Source organism: Nocardiopsis sp. N85 (genome assembly GCF_028882275.1).
Classification (GTDB): Bacteria; Actinomycetota; Actinomycetes; order Streptosporangiales; family Streptosporangiaceae; genus Nocardiopsis; species Nocardiopsis lambiniae.
The window spans coordinates 39877-54848 of the sequence record NZ_JARBUT010000001.1 but is presented as its reverse complement, the minus strand read 5'-3'; the positions used below and the strand labels follow the sequence as shown (position 1 = coordinate 54848).

Here is a 14972-nt window from a genome sequence, read left to right as displayed (position 1 = left end):
CTCAACCTTCAGAACCCCTGTCAGGTTCCGCCCCGTTGTCGGGGGGAACCGTACCGCCATCGGGTGCGGGCGCACCGGAGGGTGTCCCGGGGGCATCGCCCTCGGGAGCGTCCGTCTCCGGGTCGTCCCCACCCCTGGACCATCGTGCGGCCGCCGGTGCCGGGTCCGCGGGGGCGGGCTCGACCTCTCGGACTCCGTCGTCGGCGATCTCGGCGGTCCGGGTCCCACCCGGTTCCGAAGTCGCTTCCAGCCCGGAGTCGACGGGCAGAGACCAGCATATGCGCGTTCCGGTACGGGGGGACTCCCCCTCACCGGTGGTTTCGGATCCGTGTGCGGTGTCGAGCCAGACGCGACCGCCGTGGAATTCGACGATCTTCTTGCACATCGCCAGACCGATACCGGTTCCCGTGTACTTCTCCCTCGTATGCAACCGCTGGAAGATCACGAAGATGCGCTCGGCGTACTGCGGTTCGATCCCGATTCCGTTGTCCTGGCAGCTGAAGATCCACTCGTCGTCCTCGCGTTCGACGCCGATGTGGACCCTCGGGTCGTCCTCGCCGCGGAACTTCACGGCGTTGCCCACCAGGTTGAAGAACACCTGGGTGAGGAGGGTGCGGTCGCCCCGGACGGTGGGCAGCTCGGCCCAGGTGACCTCGGCCCGTGTCTCCTCCAGGCGGGTGGACAGACTGCTCAGGGCGTCGTCGAGGGCCCGTTCGAGGTCCACCGGGGAGGAGTCCTTGGTGCGGCCGACCCGGGAGAAGGCCAACAGGTCGTTGATGAGGGTCTGCATGCGCTTGGCGCCCTCGACCGCGAAGTCGATGTAGGAGTCGGCGCGCTCGTCGAGCTGCCCTTGGTACCGGCGCTGGAGCAGCTGGCAGAAGCTGGCGACCTTGCGCAACGGCTCCTGGAGGTCGTGGGAGGCGACGTAGGCGAACTGCTCCAGTTCCAGGTTGGACCGGCGCAGCTCCTCGGCCTGGTGCTCCAGCAGCCCGGACTGCTCCTGGAGTTTGCGCCGGGCCGACGCGACCTCGTCCAGGTCCTGGACGATGCGTTCGCGCATGGCGTCCACGTCCCGTCCGAGCCGGACGATCTCGGGCGGTCCGTGCAGGGAGATGCGGTGGGCGTAGTAGCCCTCCGACACCTGGCGCATGTGCCCGGCGAGCTCGTCGAGGGGACGCAGCACCCACTGCTGGAGCATCACCCACAGGAACACCGAGAGGAACACCACGACCAGCCCGACCAGCACCAGCAGGGCGACGACCTGCTGGGTGGCCAGGGTCAGGCCGCTGCGGGCCTCGTCGATCTCGGTCCCCAGCTGCTGGACGGTGGCCTCGCTGGCGCGGGTGAGCTCCAGGTAGAGGACCCGACCGCGGCGCAGGTCGTCCTGGGAGGGCTCCTGGCCGTTGCCGACCTGCTCCAGGGTGGGTTCGGCGAACTCCTCGGTCCAGATGTCGCCGGCCGCGAGCAGGGCGTCGATGTTGTCCGCGAGGAGCGGGTCGGTCTCCCTGCTGGACTCGGCCAGCTCGCGCAGGACCGCCCGCTCCTCGGTGAGCCTGAACCGCGCGTCGATGTAGGGCTGGAGGAACTCGCGCTCCTCGGTGAGGATGTAGCCGCGCAGGGCGTGATCCTGGGTCAGGTAGGCCGCGCGGGTCTGTTCGACGGAACCGACCGCCGGGGTGAGCGAGTCGACCTGGAGCACCAGGGAGTCGCGGGCGCTGAAGGCGGCCAGGGTGATGATCGAGACCGCGACGACCAGGACGACCGCGACCACGGTCAACAGGCTGGTCACCCGACGGCGCAGGCTCCACGACTGGTGGGGGGCCGCCGGGCGGCCCTTGTCCCCGTTGACGAAGTGGGTGCCGCCGATGGAGGGGACCGGGGCCACGTGGGAGCCCGAAGGGGTTCCGGCTCCGTCGGTATCGGTCGCCATGGCCGCCCCCTCCCCGGCAGGAGTCACTCCCGCTCTCCGTTCCCCTGGTGGTCGTCGTGGCTGATGAGGAGCATCGCCACGTCGTCCTGGAGCGGTCCGCCGTTGCTCCGTTCGGCCTCGTCCACCACCCGTTCGGGCAGGCGGGCGAGGGACACGCCCTGTTCCAGGACACCGGTGACCAGCCGGCGCAGGCCCGCGACCTCCAGGCGCGCGGGCGGGGTCCCGTCGTAGGCGTCGACGAGGCCGTCGGTGTACATCAACAGGCTGGACCCGCGCGGGAGCACGACCTCGTCGACGTCCGCGTCCTCCACGGGGAAGACCCCGAGGGGAGGCTGGGGGGCGACAGGGGTCTCCTCCACGGAGGCGTCCCGGACGATCATGGGCGGCGGGTGACCGAGGACGCGCAGCCGGACCCGGTCGTCGCCGGTGTCCATGCTGGCCATGCACAGCGTCGCGTACATCTCCTCCTGGGCCCGCTCGCTGACGAGGATGGCCTCCAGGTTGGGCAGCACCGTGGGTTCGGCGACGCCGGCCATGATGAGGGTGCGCCAGGCGATGCGCAGGCTGACGCCGAGGGCGGCCTCGTCGGGGCCGTGGCCGCTGACGTCACCGATGATGATGTGGGTGGTGCCGTCCTTCTCGACCGCGTCGTAGAAGTCGCCGCCGACGATGGCGCGCTTGCGGCCGGGCCGGTAGTAGGCGCGATGGCTGAGCGGTGAGCGCTGGAGGAGCACCTGGGGCAGCAGGCCGCGTTCGAGGCGCATGTTCTCGCGGGCTCGCAGACGGGCCTCGCGGAGCTGGTGGGCGTTCTCGTCGGCGCGGCGGCGTTCCAGGGAGTAGCGCAGGCTGCGGCCGAGGAGGGAGCCGTCGACCTGGCCCTTGACGAGGTAGTCCTGGGCGCCGGCGGCGACGGCGGCGATGCCCTCGTGCTCGTCGTCGAGTCCGGTGAAGACGACGACGGCCGCGGCGGGGGCGCTCTGGAGGACCTCCCGGAGCAGGTCCAGGCCGTGCGCGTCGGGCAGGTTGAGGTCGAGCAGGACGCAGCCGCGGAAGCCCTTGAGGTGCTCGCGGGCGTCCTTGAGGGTGGAGACCCAGGTGATGCGGGTGGTGAGCGCCGTTTCGGCGAGCAGTTCCTCGGCGAGGAAGGCGTCACCCGCATCGTCTTCGATCAGCAGGACGTCAACCGATTCGACGGCAGCCTCCACCCGTTCGTTCAGGGCGGCCTCGCCCGGCGTGGCGCGGCCGTTGGCGGCAACACCATCGGCGGGAACGGCGTGCGCCGCCCCCGCACCGATCACCGCTGTGGGATCGTGCCCTGTTCTCCTGGTATCCACTCATCGCCTTCGGTCTGACGGTCCGCGGCTGCTCGCCGTCACGCCGCCCGTGGTCCGAGACGGACACCCCGGGGTGGTTCGGACCGCATGGCTTCCCAAAAGATAAACGCCCCGAGGACCTGTTGACCAGCAGGCGTGGGGGAGACACATACAACGCCGGACGGGGGAACCGGGCTTCCGACGAGGGATCGGGAGCCGGGAAGTGGCTCCGGACAAGGGAATCCGGGGTGCCTTCGGCCATGGAAGGGTGCGCGTGCAGGGGCATGTGCAACGCATGGGACACCACATTGTGACGCCCGACACATGCCAAGCGCTCTTCGGCCGTTTTTTTAACGACGACCTGTCGTATCCATCTTGAAGGAAGGCTCACCTAAATGACATGATGTCATCAAAGGCACCGACCTAGGAAGAGGGAGAACGCGGATGAGCGTCACGGCCGAAGCCCCCACCACGGCCCCCGACTCGGAGCTGTTCTCCGAGCGGCTCAAGGCCGCCACGTGGAGCGACCACCAGGCCGCCGAGGACCACGGCTTCACGCAGGCCCTCATGTCCGGCACCCTCCCCCTGCCCGGGTACATCGCGATGGTCGCCCAGCACTACTTCGCCTACGTCGCCCTGGAGCGGGTCGGCCGGGCGCTGATCGAGGACCCCGTGGCCGGCCGGTTCCACTACCCCGAACTGGAGCGGGTCCCCTCCCTGGTCCGCGACCTGGAGCACCTGCTCGGCGCCGACTGGCGCGGGCTCGTCTCCCCCACCCCCGCCACCCGCACCTACGTCGCCCGCATCGAGCAGATGATCGACCGCCCCGAAGGGTTCGTGGCCCACCACTACACCCGGTACATGGGCGACGTCTCCGGCGGGCAGTTCATCCGCCGCACCGCCGCCAAGGCCTACGGGCTCACCGAGGAGGGGGTCTCCTTCTACGTGTTCGACGGACTGGGCAGTCTGCCGAGGTTCCGCGCCGGCTACCGCGAGCGGCTCGACTCCCTGGAGCCGGACGCCGCGACCGCCGACCGGCTCATCGACGAGACCCGCCTCGCCTACCGGTTCAACACCGAGGTGTTCGCCGACCTGGGACGGCTGCACGTCACCGGGGCCTGACCCCGGGCGGCCGGGTTCGGACATCCGACCCCACCCGGGCGGAAGCCGTGGAGAAGGACGGCGGCGAGGCCGGACCGGTGCGGTCCGGCCCCTTCGGCGTGCCACCATAGAGGAATGCCCAAGATCACGGCGCCCACCATCGCCGCCCACCGTGCCCGCACACGGGAGCGCATCATGGAGGCCGTCGACGAGCTGATCAGGTCACAGGGGATCGATCGCGTCTCCATGACCGACGTCGCCAACGCCGCCGGCATCACCCGCACCGCGCTCTACAACTACTTCCCGGACAAGCCCACCCTGCTGTTGGCCTTCACCGAAGAGGTCAACAACCGCTTCGTGGAGAGTTACCGGCGCGAACTCCCCTCGGGCGTGTCCGCGGCACGACGGCTCTCGGCGTTCGTCCGCCTTCAACTCCAGGGCATCATGGCGCACCCGCACCCGCCCGCCGCCGAACTCGGCGCCAGCCTCGGTCCGCAGGCCTACCGGGCGCTGGCCGCCCACGTGGCCCCGATGCAGAGTCTGCTGACGGAGATCCTGGAGGAGGGGATCGCCGGCGGCGAGTTCGACGCGATGCCCGCCGAGGCGGTCGCCCGGCTCACCCTGTCGATGGTCGGCTCCCAGCGCCTCCCCCTGGTCAGCGGGGATATCGACCTGGAGGAGACGCACGCCCTCGTCACCCGGTTCGTGCTGCGCGCCCTGGGGGTGGCGTCCGAAACCGTGGAGACCATCGTCCTTGAGCGCCCCAGGAACGATACGTTCGGCGACCACTCGTGAGCTGCGGGTCATAAGGGTCCGCCCGTAACGGGCATCGGCGTGGCCATCGGGCGATACCGAGTCGAGAACCGCACCCCGGATCCGGTAGGAATCATGATCCCGGACCCGAGTCGTGAAGGTTCTCCCCTCCGTGTCGCTCGCACTCCTGACGATCGGCGCCGTGCTGGTGCTGATCGCGATGTTCAACAAGGTGCCCTCTTACGTCCCCGACCGACCCGGCGGCCGTCCGACGGCCGTCCGGACCGTGACGGCCCCACCGCGGTTGCGGCTGGCCTCCGCCCGGTTGACCGAACAGGGCCGCGCCCTGCTCACCACCCTGGGCGGCAGCGCGCTGATCGTCGCGTTCTTCCTCGTCCTGTCCGGTTACTGACGCACCCGGAGGCGGTGCCTCAGCCCCGCCAACAGGCCACCGGCCGCCAATCCTCCGGCGACCGCGACCGCCGCCGCGACCCGGCGACGCGTGCGCGCGTCCCGGTGCGCCGCCATCTCCGCGATGGCCCGGTCGGTCGCCCCGAAGGCGCCGCCGCACAGCAGCGGGTCCAGTTCCAGGGAACGCCAACGGATGTCGGCCCACGGGCGCGGGGTGAGCAGGTCCCCGGGCGGCGCGGCCGTGCGCGGCTTCCAGCGGACCCCCTCCGCGGGGGCGCCCGCGGCCACCGGGACCCGGCGCGGCGCCGGGATCGCGACCGGGAGCGGCGGCGCGCCCCGGTAGCGCAGTTCCCCCGGGGCGTTGGCGATCATCTCCACCAGAAGTCGCGCACAGGCACGGGCGTCACCCAGGGCGGTGTGCTGACCGGTCGGCCACACGCCGCTCAGCGCGTACGACGCCTTGGGAAGCGAATAGCGCTCCAGGTCCACCTGTGCGCGCAGGGCGCGCAGCGTGCACAGCCCCGGCAGGCTCTCGGGGAGCCCGAAGGGCACCAGTTCCGAGGTGAGGAAACGCTGCTCGAAGTCGAGGTTGTGGCCGACCACCACGGCACCCGAGAGCAACCGGACCACCTCCGGTACCACCTCGTCGGCGGTCGGGGCACCGATGACATCGCCCTCCCCGATGCCGTGGAACTCGCGGCCGGTCACGTCGGCCCGGGGGTCGACCAGGGTGGTGAACTCCTCCAGGAGGGTGCCGTCACCGCGCACCCGGACCACCGCGATCTCCACGATGCGGGCGCCCGTGCGCGGGTCCAGGCCGGTCGTCTCCGTGTCGAGCACCGCGTACTCCAGGTCCGCCGCCCGGAGGCCGACCCTGCGCCGGGTCAGCACGCCCATCCGCAGCGTTCCCATCGTGTGCCCGTTCCCTTCGTCGTGACCCGTGGTTCCACCGCCACGACCTTACTCCCGGCTTCCGACGTACGGGGCCACCCCTCGTCCCGGGCAAAAGGAAGAAAGAGCCTGGCGGTAACGTTCTGACGCATGTCCGTACATCCACGGACACTCCACGCACTCTTCAACGATGAGGAGCCCCGTATGACCCGAGCCCTGCTGCCCGAATACGTCCCCCTCGCCGAGGTGACCCGTTCGGGGATGCGTGAGAGCGTGCACTACGGCGCGGTCGTGGGGCTGGCCGCCGACGGGCGGATCGCCCACGCGCGCGGACCCGTGCACCAGCCGATGTTCCCCCGCTCGTCCGCCAAGCCCTTCCAGGCCCTGGCGATGCTGCGCGCCGGCGCGCCGCTGAGCGGCCCGTCCCTGGCCATCGCGGCCGGCAGCCACGGCGGCGAACCGATCCACGAGGAACGCGCACGGCTCATCCTCGCGGAGGCCGGACTCACCCCCGACGCGCTGCGCTGCCCGCCCGCCGTCCCCGGTGGATCGGCGGCCCGGCAGGAGTTCGTGCGGGCCGGCCGCGAACCCGACCGCCTGCTGATGAACTGTTCCGGCAAACACGCCGGGATGCTCTCCGCGTGCGTCGCCCGGGGATGGGACACCGAGGACTACCTCGACCCGGGACACCCCCTCCAAACGCTCGTCCGCGAGGCCATCGAGGACCTGTGCGGCGAACCGGTCGCGCACACCGCCGTCGACGGCTGCGGGGCGCCCCAGCTGGCCGTCTCCCTGGCCGGCCTGGCCCGAGGGCTGTGGCGGATGCGCACCGCCCCCGAGGGGTCCCCCGAGCACGCGGTCCTGGCGGCCATGAGCGCCCACCCCGAGTACGTGTCCGGCACAGGCCGGGTGGACACCGACCTGATGACGCGCATGCCCGGCCTGGTCTCCAAGATCGGCGCCGACGGGGTGCTGATCCTGGGGGCGGCCACCGGGGAGACCGTCGCCGTGAAGATCAGTGACGGGGACGCCGCCGAGCGGGCGCGTACCCTGGTCGCACTCGACGCCCTGCGCACCCTGGGCGTGGACGTCACCCCCGTCGAGGACCGACTGCGGGTCCCCGTCCACGGTGGCGAAGCGGCGGTGGGGGAGGTCCGCCCGCTCTGAACGGAGACACAGTGCGAAACATCGTCATCGTCGGTGCCGGCACGGCGGGCCTGTACACGGCGGCCGGCCTGCGCGAACGCGGCTTCGAGGGACGGATCACGCTCCTCGGGGAGGAGGCGCACCGCCCCTACTCCCGCCCGCCGCTCTCCAAGGAGGCGCTGACCGGGTTGGGCCTGGCCCCGGGCCCGCTGGCCGGGAACCGGGCGCTGCGGCTCATGGAGGACGCGGAGATCGACGCCCTGGACCTGGACTTCCGTCCGGGCACCAGGGCGATCGGGCTGGACACCGACGCCCGCTCGGTGAAGCTCGACGATGGTGACATCGCCTACGACGGACTGGTCATCGCGACGGGGGCACGGGCCCGCCGGCCCGACACCGACCTGGCCGGCGTGCACGTGCTGCGCACCCTGGACGACGCCGAGGCACTGCGCCCCCTGCTGACCCACCACGGTCGGCTGGTGGTCGTGGGGGCGGGGTTCGTCGGCGCCGAGGTGACGGCGAGCGCACGCGCCCTCGGGGTCGACGTGACCCTGGTGGAGGCGGCCCCGACACCGCTCACCCGGGTGATCGACCCGCGTCTGGGGTCGGTGCTGACCGAGCTGCATCGCGAGAACGGCGTGGACGTGCGCCTGGGTTCCGGGGTGGCGGCCTACGAGGGCGACGGCACGATCGAACGGGTCAGGCTCACCGACGGGACCGTCATCGGGACGCCCCTCGTCGTGGCCGGCATCGGAGTGGACCTCAACACCGGGTGGCTGCGGGGATCGTCCGTCGAACTGCTGGCCGACGGGTCGGTGGCGTGCGACGTGTACTCGGCGACCACCGCGCCCGACGTGTACGCGGTCGGCGACCTGGCGAACTGGCCGCACCCCCGTTACGGCGGGCGCGTCCGGCTGGAGCACTGGACCAACGCCGGCGAGCAGGCCGCGGCGGTCGCGCACAACCTGCTCGTCTCCCCGGAGGAGCGCGAACCCTTCACCCCGGTGCCCTACTTCTGGTCGGACCAATACAAGATGAAGATCCAGCTTCTGGGGCAGGGCGCCCCGGCGGATCAGGTCGCCGTCGTGCACGGCTCCGTGGAGGACCGGAAATTCGTGGCGTTCCTCGGCCGGGGCGGCGTGCTCACCGGCGTGCTCGGGCTGCGCTCCACCCCGCGCACCATGCGCTATCGGGGACTGCTGGAGCGGGCGACCACCTGGGACGAGGCCCTGGCGGCGGCCGGCACCTCAAGGTGACGGCGCGCCCCGGTCGGCCCGACGGACCCTCCCGTACCCGTCGGTCGGGGACCCGCGGTCGAGCCGCACGGGAGGCCGTCGTCCCACCTCCCGGGGGACGGCACCCGCGCGCGGGGCGTCGCTCTCACACGGGTCGGCCTCGACCGGCGCGGGCCCCGGGCGCGCCGCGGCGCGCCCGGGCCGCGGTCACTTCGCGAACCGGTCCGTCGCCTCGATCAGCCGGTCCAGGATGCCGGGCTCGCTGAACGCGTGCCCCGCGTCGTCGACGATGTGGAACTCCGCTTCCGGCCACGCACGGTGCAGGTCGTAGGCGGTGCGCACCGGGGTGCACACGTCGTAGCGGCCCTGCACGATCACCCCGGGGATGTGCCGGATGCGCTCGGCGCCCTCGATCAGCTGTTCGGGCGTGAAGAACCCCTTGTTGACGAAGAAGTGGTTCTCGATCCGGGCGAACGCCAGCGCGTACTCCTCGTCCGCGTGGTGCTCGCGCAGTCGCTCGTTGGGCAGCAGCGTCACGGTGGAGCCCTCCCACACGCTCCACGCCCGGGCCGCCGCCAGCCGGACCTCCCGCTCCGGCGACCCCAGTCGGCGGGCGTAGGCGGCGATGAGGTCGTCGCGCTCCTCCTCCGGGATGGGCGCCAGATAGGACTCCCACAGGTCGGGGAACATCATCGACGCCCCCTCCTGGTAGAACCAGCGCAGCTCCTCGTCGCGCAGCGTGAAGACGCCCCGCACGATCAGCTCGGTGACCCGGCCCGGGTGGGTCTGCGCGTAGGCCAGGGCCAGACAGCTCCCCCACGACCCGCCGAACACCTGCCAGGCGTCCACGCCGATCATCTCGCGCAGCCGCTCCATGTCCTCCACCAGCGTCCAGGTGGTGTTGGTGGACAGGTCGGCGTCCATCTGCCCGGCGTGCGGAGTGGAGCGCCCGCAGTTGCGCTGGTCGAACAGCAGGATCCGGTACCGCTCCGGGTCGAACAGCCGACGGTGGTCGGGGACGCAGCCGCCGCCGGGTCCACCGTGCAGGAACACCACGGGCTTGCCCGCGGGGTTGCCGCACAGCTCCCAGTAGACGCGGTGTCCGTCGCCGACATCGAGCATGCCCGAGTCGTACGGTTCGATGGGCGGGTACAGGGTGCGCACAGCGTGGCCCTTCCTGAAGGTCGTCGTACGCCCCGGACGATCCCGGGGCGGGTCAGGGGGGGTGTCCGGGTTCTTCCGGAGATCTCAGAGGCGGTCGAGGAGTTCGGCCTTCTTGGTCGAGAACTCCTCGTCGGTGAGCAGCCCTTCGGCGTGCAACCGCCCCAGTTCGCGGATCTTGGCGAAGATGTCCTCGGCGCCGCCCGTGTCGTCTGCACCGCTCTCGACGGCGGCCGGGGCGGCCCCCTCGATGTGGGCGTTCAAGGTCGCCGCCATCAGGAAGGTCTCCTCCGCGCCCTTGGAACCGTGCGAGGCGAGGGTGAAGAAGTCGTTGTCCAGCGCGGTCGCCTCGGGCAGGGTGACCCCGCGCAGCACGATGCGCATGCACCCCTCGGTGACGTCGGCCGGCGGGTGCCAGAGCACCGATTCGATCTCCGCCAGCCGGTACTCGCGGGACTTCTCCTTCTCCTTGGCGGAACTGGCCAGCCACCCGTCCCATTGCAGGCGCACCTTGTCGCCGTCGAAGGAGGCCGACCCCTCGGCCGTGCGCACCTGCAACGGGGGACGGGCCACCAGGGCTCGGGCGATCTCGCCCCGGTCGGGCGGGGTCGCCAGGGTCTCACGGACGTAGTGGGCGCCGGCCCTGATCCGGTCGGCGACGTACTCGGCGACGAGTTCGCGGTCGTGCGGGCCGGCCAGGACCAGAGGGGTGAGCTCGTCGCGGGCGGACACGCCCAACATCACGTACGGGTCAGTACCGCGGGCCAACTCCAGCCGCAGCCGCCATCCGCGCTTGCGGTCGCCCCTGTCGAAGTCGACGTCGCGCACCGCCGCCAGCGGCACCGTGCAGCCGCCCAACGCCTTGAACAGCGTGGGCACCCTGCGTCCGGAATCGAAGCGGATCCGTATCGCCTCGTCGTCGATTCTCCAGATGCCGTGGTAGCCCCGCAGTTCCTCCATGCTTCACCATCCTAGGACGCGCGGGGCCGGAACAGGGGCGCCAGGCGTCACCCGCGCCCATCGCGGGTAGAAACCGCAGAACACCGGCCCTGGACCGAGGCGGGCGAAGATCCGAAAGGTCGAAGCGATGTCCAAAGAGGCGGCGGCCGAAGGGGCCGCGGAGTTCCGCGCGGCGCGCGATCTGCTCCTGCGGCTGCGGGATGACCGCGAGGCCGCTCACCGGGAGTTCATCTGGCCGCGACCCGCGGTGTTCAACTGGGCGCTGGACCACTTCGACGAGGTGGCCGAGCGCAGACCCGACCGCACCGCGCTGTGGATCGTGAACGAGGACGGCGAGGAGGAGAAGTACACCTACCGGCACATGTCGGAGCGCTCCTCGCAGGTCGCCAACTGGTTGTACGGTCAGGGCGTGCACCCGGGCGACCGCATCCTGGTGATGCTGGGCGCGCAGGTGGAGCTCTGGGAGATCACCCTGGCCGCGATCAAGCTCGGCGCGGTGGTGGTGCCCACCGCCACCAACCTCACCGAGGGCGACCTGTTGGACCGGTTGGACCGCGGCGAGATCAAGCACGTGGTCTGTTCGCCGGTGGACACCGAGAAGTTCATCGGCCTGCACGGGCACTGGACCCGGATCTGCGTGGGGTACATGGACGGCTGGCTCGGTTACCCGGACTCCGAACACGCCGGACTGGAGTTCCACCCGCCCTCCCGGGTCGGCCCGGACGACCCCCTGCTCATCTACTTCACGTCGGGGACGACCGCCAAGCCCAAGCTCGTGGTGCACACCCAGCGCTCCTACCCGGTCGGGCACCTGTCCACCATGTACTGGCTGGGCCTGCGACCGGGCGACGTGCACCTCAACGTGTCCGTCCCCGGGTGGGGCAAGCACGCCTACAGCAGCGTGTTCGGACCGTGGAACGCCGAGGCGACGGTGTTGACGGTCCGCCAGAACGACTTCTCCCCCGAGCGACTGCTCGATGAGATCGTGCGTCGCGGGGTCGACACCTTCTGCGCCCCGCCGACGGTGTGGCGGATGCTGGTGCAGACCGACCTGGCGTCGTGGAAGGTGGGCCTGCGCGAGGCACTGGCCGCGGGGGAACCGCTGAACGCCGAGGTGGTGGACCGGGTGCGTGAGGCGTGGGGGATCACCGTCCGGGACGGGTTCGGCCAGACCGAGACGACCCTGCTCATCGGCAACTCCCCCGGGCAGCCCGTGATCCCCGGCTCGATGGGCCGCGAGATGCCCGGCTACCGCGTCGTGCTGGTCGACCCGGCCACCGACAAACCCGCCGACACCGGCGAGATCTGCGTGGACATGACCAACGCGCCGCCGGGGGTGATGAAGGGGTACGCCGACAGCCCGGAGCTGACCCGCCAGGTGACCCGTCGGGGCCTCTTCCACACCGGCGACCTCGCCGCCCGGGACGCGAACGGGAACATTACCTATATCGGCCGCGGGGACGATGTGTTCAAGGCGTCGGATTACCGCATCTCACCATTCGAACTCGAAAGCGTCCTCGTGGAACACGAATACGTGGCCGAGGCCGCCGTCGTTCCCTCCCCCGATCCGTTACGGCTGGCGGTGGCCAAGGCGTTCGTGACACCGGCCCCGGGAGTGGCTCCCACCGCCGAGACCGCCCGAGCGATCCTGGCCCACACCCGGGCCCGCCTCTCGCCCTACAAGAGGGTCCGCCGCCTGGAGTTCGCCGATCTGCCCAAGACCGTCTCGGGCAAGATCCGTCGGGTGCAGCTGCGCCGGGAGGAGGCCGAGCGCGGCACGATCGCGGACGGTTCGCGCAATCCGAACGAGTTCTGGGAGGAGGACCTGTCCGAGCCGGACGATTGACCCGGGCACGTCACCGCGGGTGAATTTCCGTCTCGAATCGCGAGACGCGTTTTTCTCCATTGTCCGCGGCACCGCGGGCCGTCATGTGACCCTCGTCCGAAATACCGGTGTAACCGCGCCGCACCTCCGCGGTCGCGCTAGTGTGCACAGTGGCGGCAGCGCACACGAGAGCACAGGACAAGGGGAGCAGCATGCCCAGCACCAACGACACACGGGTGGTCGACTACAAGCCGCTCATCGCTCCCGGGGACCTGCTCTCGGAACTGCCCTTGGGCCCGGAGCGCACCGCCCTGGTCGAGCGTTCCCGCGCCGAGGTCAAGCGGGTCCTGGACGGCGAGGACGACCGCCTGCTGGTCGTCGTCGGCCCCTGCTCGGTGCACGACCGGGAATCGGCCATGGACTACGCCCACCGGCTGGCCGAACTGGCCCCCTCGCTGAGCGAGGAACTGTGCGTGGTCATGCGCGTCTACTTCGAGAAGCCGCGCACCACCGTCGGGTGGAAGGGTCTCATCAACGACCCCGACCTCAACGACACCTACGACGTCCACCGCGGTCTGCGCCTGGCCCGCGAACTCCTGCTGGACATCAACTCCCTGGGGCTGCCCGCGGGCACCGAGTTCCTCGACCCCATCACCCCGCAGTACATCGCCGACGCCGTCTCCTGGGGCGCGATCGGCGCCCGCACCACCGAGAGCCAGGTGCACCGCCAGCTGAGCAGCGGCCTGAGCACCCCGGTGGGCTTCAAGAACGGCACCGACGGCGACGTGCAGGTGGCCGTGGACGCGGTGGGCGCGGCCGCCGCCTCCCACACCTTCTTCGGTGTGGACACGGCAGGCGCCGGTTCGGTGGTCGTCACCGAGGGCAACCCCGACTGCCACGTGATCCTGCGCGGCGGCCGCACCGGCCCCAACCACGACGCCGCCTCGGTGGCCTCCGCCCTCGACGTCATCGGCAAGGCGGGGCTGCCCCGCCGACTGATGATCGACGCCAGCCACGCCAACAGCGGCAAGGACCACGTGCGCCAGGCGGGTGTGGCCGCCGAGATCGCCGCCCAGGTCGCCGACGGCCAGCGCGGCGTCATCGGGGTCATGCTGGAGAGCTTCATCGTCCCCGGCGCCCAGAAGCTGGGCGACCCGACCGCGCTCGTCTACGGGCAGTCCATCACCGACAAGTGCATGGGCTGGGACACCACCACCGAGGTGCTGTCCACCCTCGCCGAAGCGGTCCGCACGCGCCGCAAGACCCTCTGAACCCACGGCACGCGCGAGCGCCCCGTCCCCTCGACCGGGGGCGGGGCGCTCGCGGCTCAGCGGGGTCCGGCGCCCTCCGGGAGGACCTCCAGGGCCGTCAGCAGCCCGCGCCCCAGGGTCTCGCACGAGTCGGGTTCGAACCCCTCGTCCGCCTCCAGACGCAACGCGAACGTGTGCACGCCCGCATCGCCCGTCACCCAGCCGACCCACCATCCCGGCGCGTCGGTGCCGTCGTCACAGGACGAGCGGCCGTACAGCGCGTACCCCCGGCCCCGCTCCACGAGGACCTCCTCGCGCAGCGCGCTCTGGTGCTCCGCGTCCACCGGCAGCTCCCCCCGGGCCAACCCGGCCAGGAACTCCGTCTGCTCCACGGCGGAGATCCCGAGCGGGCCCCGCGACCAGAACGTCTCCGCGTCCTCGTCCGCGCCGATGTCGCGACCGCCGTACTCGAAACGGTCCACCCACGTGGCCATCGGGCCGTGCCCCACCCGGTCGACCGCGTCCCGGGGGGCCGAACCCCCGGCGTCCACCACCTCCCCGGCGTCGGCGATCGCGCCCGTCTGCAACGCCGTCAGCGCGATCACCAGGTCGAAGGTGTCCCCCGGAACGGCGCGTTCGCGCGCCCGCTCCGGTTCCACCAGCACCGAACGACGTTCCTGTGTGTCATAGAGCACGAACGTGCCCGTCACCTCGGCGGCCGCGAACACGTCGACCAGGTCCGCCCGCTCCGAGGCGGCCACATCGCCGCCGACGACGGCGGCCCTCCCCTCCCCGGAGTCCGGGGGGTCCTCCTCCCGGGGAGCGGAGCACCCCAGCAGCGTCACGACCGTCGCGCCGACCACCGACGCGCATCCGATCCGTCTCGTTCTCCGCGTGTCGAACAGCACTCGTCCCCCTCGGTGCGCGTCCCATTACAGGGCACACCGTAGTCCCTTTCCCGCCCCTTCCGCCCGGGATTCGCCCGGTCCGGTCCCG

The 14972-nt window shown here is 71.3% G+C and carries 13 protein-coding genes; 7 read left to right on the top strand and 6 right to left on the bottom strand.

The window, feature by feature from the left end:
• Nucleotide 1: 1 nt before the first annotated feature.
• Nucleotides 2-1930: a sensor histidine kinase gene (locus PWG71_RS00270; protein WP_274807399.1), complete on the bottom strand. Its 1929-nt coding sequence runs from the start codon at nucleotides 1928-1930 to the stop codon at nucleotides 2-4.
• A gap of 23 nt (nucleotides 1931-1953) precedes the next feature.
• Entirely contained in the window at nucleotides 1954-3228 is a 1275-nt protein-coding gene (locus PWG71_RS00265) for a PP2C family protein-serine/threonine phosphatase (protein WP_274807398.1), read from the bottom strand.
• A gap of 459 nt (nucleotides 3229-3687) precedes the next feature.
• Between PWG71_RS00265 and PWG71_RS00260 the strand changes: the two genes are divergently transcribed.
• The 3 genes from PWG71_RS00260 (at nucleotide 3688) to PWG71_RS00250 (ending at nucleotide 5509) form a co-directional block, all read left to right on the top strand.
• A complete protein-coding gene (locus PWG71_RS00260; protein ID WP_274807397.1) occupies nucleotides 3688-4365 on the top strand; it encodes a biliverdin-producing heme oxygenase in 678 nt (225 codons plus the stop codon).
• Nucleotides 4366-4479: 114 nt separating this feature from the next.
• Nucleotides 4480-5139 carry a TetR/AcrR family transcriptional regulator gene (locus tag PWG71_RS00255; RefSeq protein ID WP_274807396.1) on the top strand — a complete coding sequence of 220 codons (660 nt, stop codon included), beginning with the start codon at nucleotides 4480-4482 and terminating at the stop codon, nucleotides 5137-5139.
• A 130-nt stretch (nucleotides 5140-5269) separates the two neighbouring features.
• The gene (locus PWG71_RS00250; protein ID WP_274807395.1) at nucleotides 5270-5509 is read left to right on the top strand and encodes a hypothetical protein; all 240 of its coding nucleotides are present in this window, start codon (nucleotides 5270-5272) and stop codon (nucleotides 5507-5509) included.
• Here PWG71_RS00250 and PWG71_RS00245 read toward each other — a convergent pair.
• On the bottom strand, nucleotides 5503-6420 hold the full coding sequence (locus PWG71_RS00245) for a 3'-5' exonuclease (RefSeq protein ID WP_274807394.1): 918 nt from the start codon (nucleotides 6418-6420) through the stop codon (nucleotides 5503-5505). The two genes, PWG71_RS00250 and PWG71_RS00245, sit on opposite strands and share 7 nt — an antisense overlap.
• 183 nt (nucleotides 6421-6603) lie before the next feature.
• On the opposite strand from PWG71_RS00245, the gene PWG71_RS00240 reads away from it, so the two are divergent.
• Both PWG71_RS00240 and PWG71_RS00235 read left to right on the top strand, forming a co-directional pair.
• Nucleotides 6604-7566 carry an asparaginase gene (locus tag PWG71_RS00240; RefSeq protein WP_274807393.1) on the top strand — a complete coding sequence of 321 codons (963 nt, stop codon included), beginning with the start codon at nucleotides 6604-6606 and terminating at the stop codon, nucleotides 7564-7566.
• An 11-nt stretch (nucleotides 7567-7577) separates the two neighbouring features.
• Nucleotides 7578-8801 (top strand): NAD(P)/FAD-dependent oxidoreductase, encoded by a 1224-nt coding sequence (locus tag PWG71_RS00235; RefSeq protein ID WP_342455930.1) that lies wholly within the window; start codon nucleotides 7578-7580, stop codon nucleotides 8799-8801.
• A gap of 186 nt (nucleotides 8802-8987) precedes the next feature.
• Here PWG71_RS00235 and pip read toward each other — a convergent pair whose 3' ends face one another.
• Together pip and PWG71_RS00225 are read right to left on the bottom strand one after the other, a co-directional pair.
• Nucleotides 8988-9944: a prolyl aminopeptidase gene (gene pip, locus PWG71_RS00230; RefSeq protein ID WP_274807392.1), complete on the bottom strand. Its 957-nt coding sequence runs from the start codon at nucleotides 9942-9944 to the stop codon at nucleotides 8988-8990.
• 84 nt (nucleotides 9945-10028) lie between these two features.
• The gene (locus PWG71_RS00225; RefSeq protein WP_274807391.1) at nucleotides 10029-10901 is read right to left on the bottom strand and encodes a DUF4429 domain-containing protein; all 873 of its coding nucleotides are present in this window, start codon (nucleotides 10899-10901) and stop codon (nucleotides 10029-10031) included.
• Between the two features lie 127 nt (nucleotides 10902-11028).
• On the opposite strand from PWG71_RS00225, the gene PWG71_RS00220 reads away from it, so the two are divergent.
• Both PWG71_RS00220 and PWG71_RS00215 read left to right on the top strand, forming a co-directional pair.
• On the top strand, nucleotides 11029-12747 hold the full coding sequence (locus PWG71_RS00220; protein WP_274807390.1) for an AMP-binding protein: 1719 nt from the start codon (nucleotides 11029-11031) through the stop codon (nucleotides 12745-12747).
• 191 nt (nucleotides 12748-12938) lie between these two features.
• On the top strand, nucleotides 12939-13997 hold the full coding sequence (locus PWG71_RS00215) for a 3-deoxy-7-phosphoheptulonate synthase (protein WP_274807389.1): 1059 nt from the start codon (nucleotides 12939-12941) through the stop codon (nucleotides 13995-13997).
• 56 nt (nucleotides 13998-14053) lie between these two features.
• Here the strand turns inward: PWG71_RS00215 and PWG71_RS00210 are convergent, their stop codons facing one another.
• A complete protein-coding gene (locus tag PWG71_RS00210; protein WP_274807388.1) occupies nucleotides 14054-14884 on the bottom strand; it encodes a penicillin binding protein transpeptidase domain-containing protein in 831 nt (276 codons plus the stop codon).
• Between the last annotated feature and the right edge of the window lie 88 nt (nucleotides 14885-14972).

Coding starts and splice junctions, on each gene's coding strand:
- PWG71_RS00220 (WP_274807390.1), top strand. CDS start 11,029: ATGTCCAAAGAGGCGGCGGCCGAAGGGGCCGCGGAGTTCCGCGCGGCG.
- PWG71_RS00240 (WP_274807393.1), top strand. CDS start 6,604: ATGACCCGAGCCCTGCTGCCCGAATACGTCCCCCTCGCCGAGGTGACC.
- PWG71_RS00260 (WP_274807397.1), top strand. CDS start 3,688: ATGAGCGTCACGGCCGAAGCCCCCACCACGGCCCCCGACTCGGAGCTG.
- PWG71_RS00255 (WP_274807396.1), top strand. CDS start 4,480: ATGCCCAAGATCACGGCGCCCACCATCGCCGCCCACCGTGCCCGCACA.
- PWG71_RS00270 (WP_274807399.1), bottom strand. CDS start 1,930: ATGGCGACCGATACCGACGGAGCCGGAACCCCTTCGGGCTCCCACGTG.
- PWG71_RS00225 (WP_274807391.1), bottom strand. CDS start 10,901: ATGGAGGAACTGCGGGGCTACCACGGCATCTGGAGAATCGACGACGAG.
- PWG71_RS00245 (WP_274807394.1), bottom strand. CDS start 6,420: ATGGGAACGCTGCGGATGGGCGTGCTGACCCGGCGCAGGGTCGGCCTC.
- PWG71_RS00215 (WP_274807389.1), top strand. CDS start 12,939: ATGCCCAGCACCAACGACACACGGGTGGTCGACTACAAGCCGCTCATC.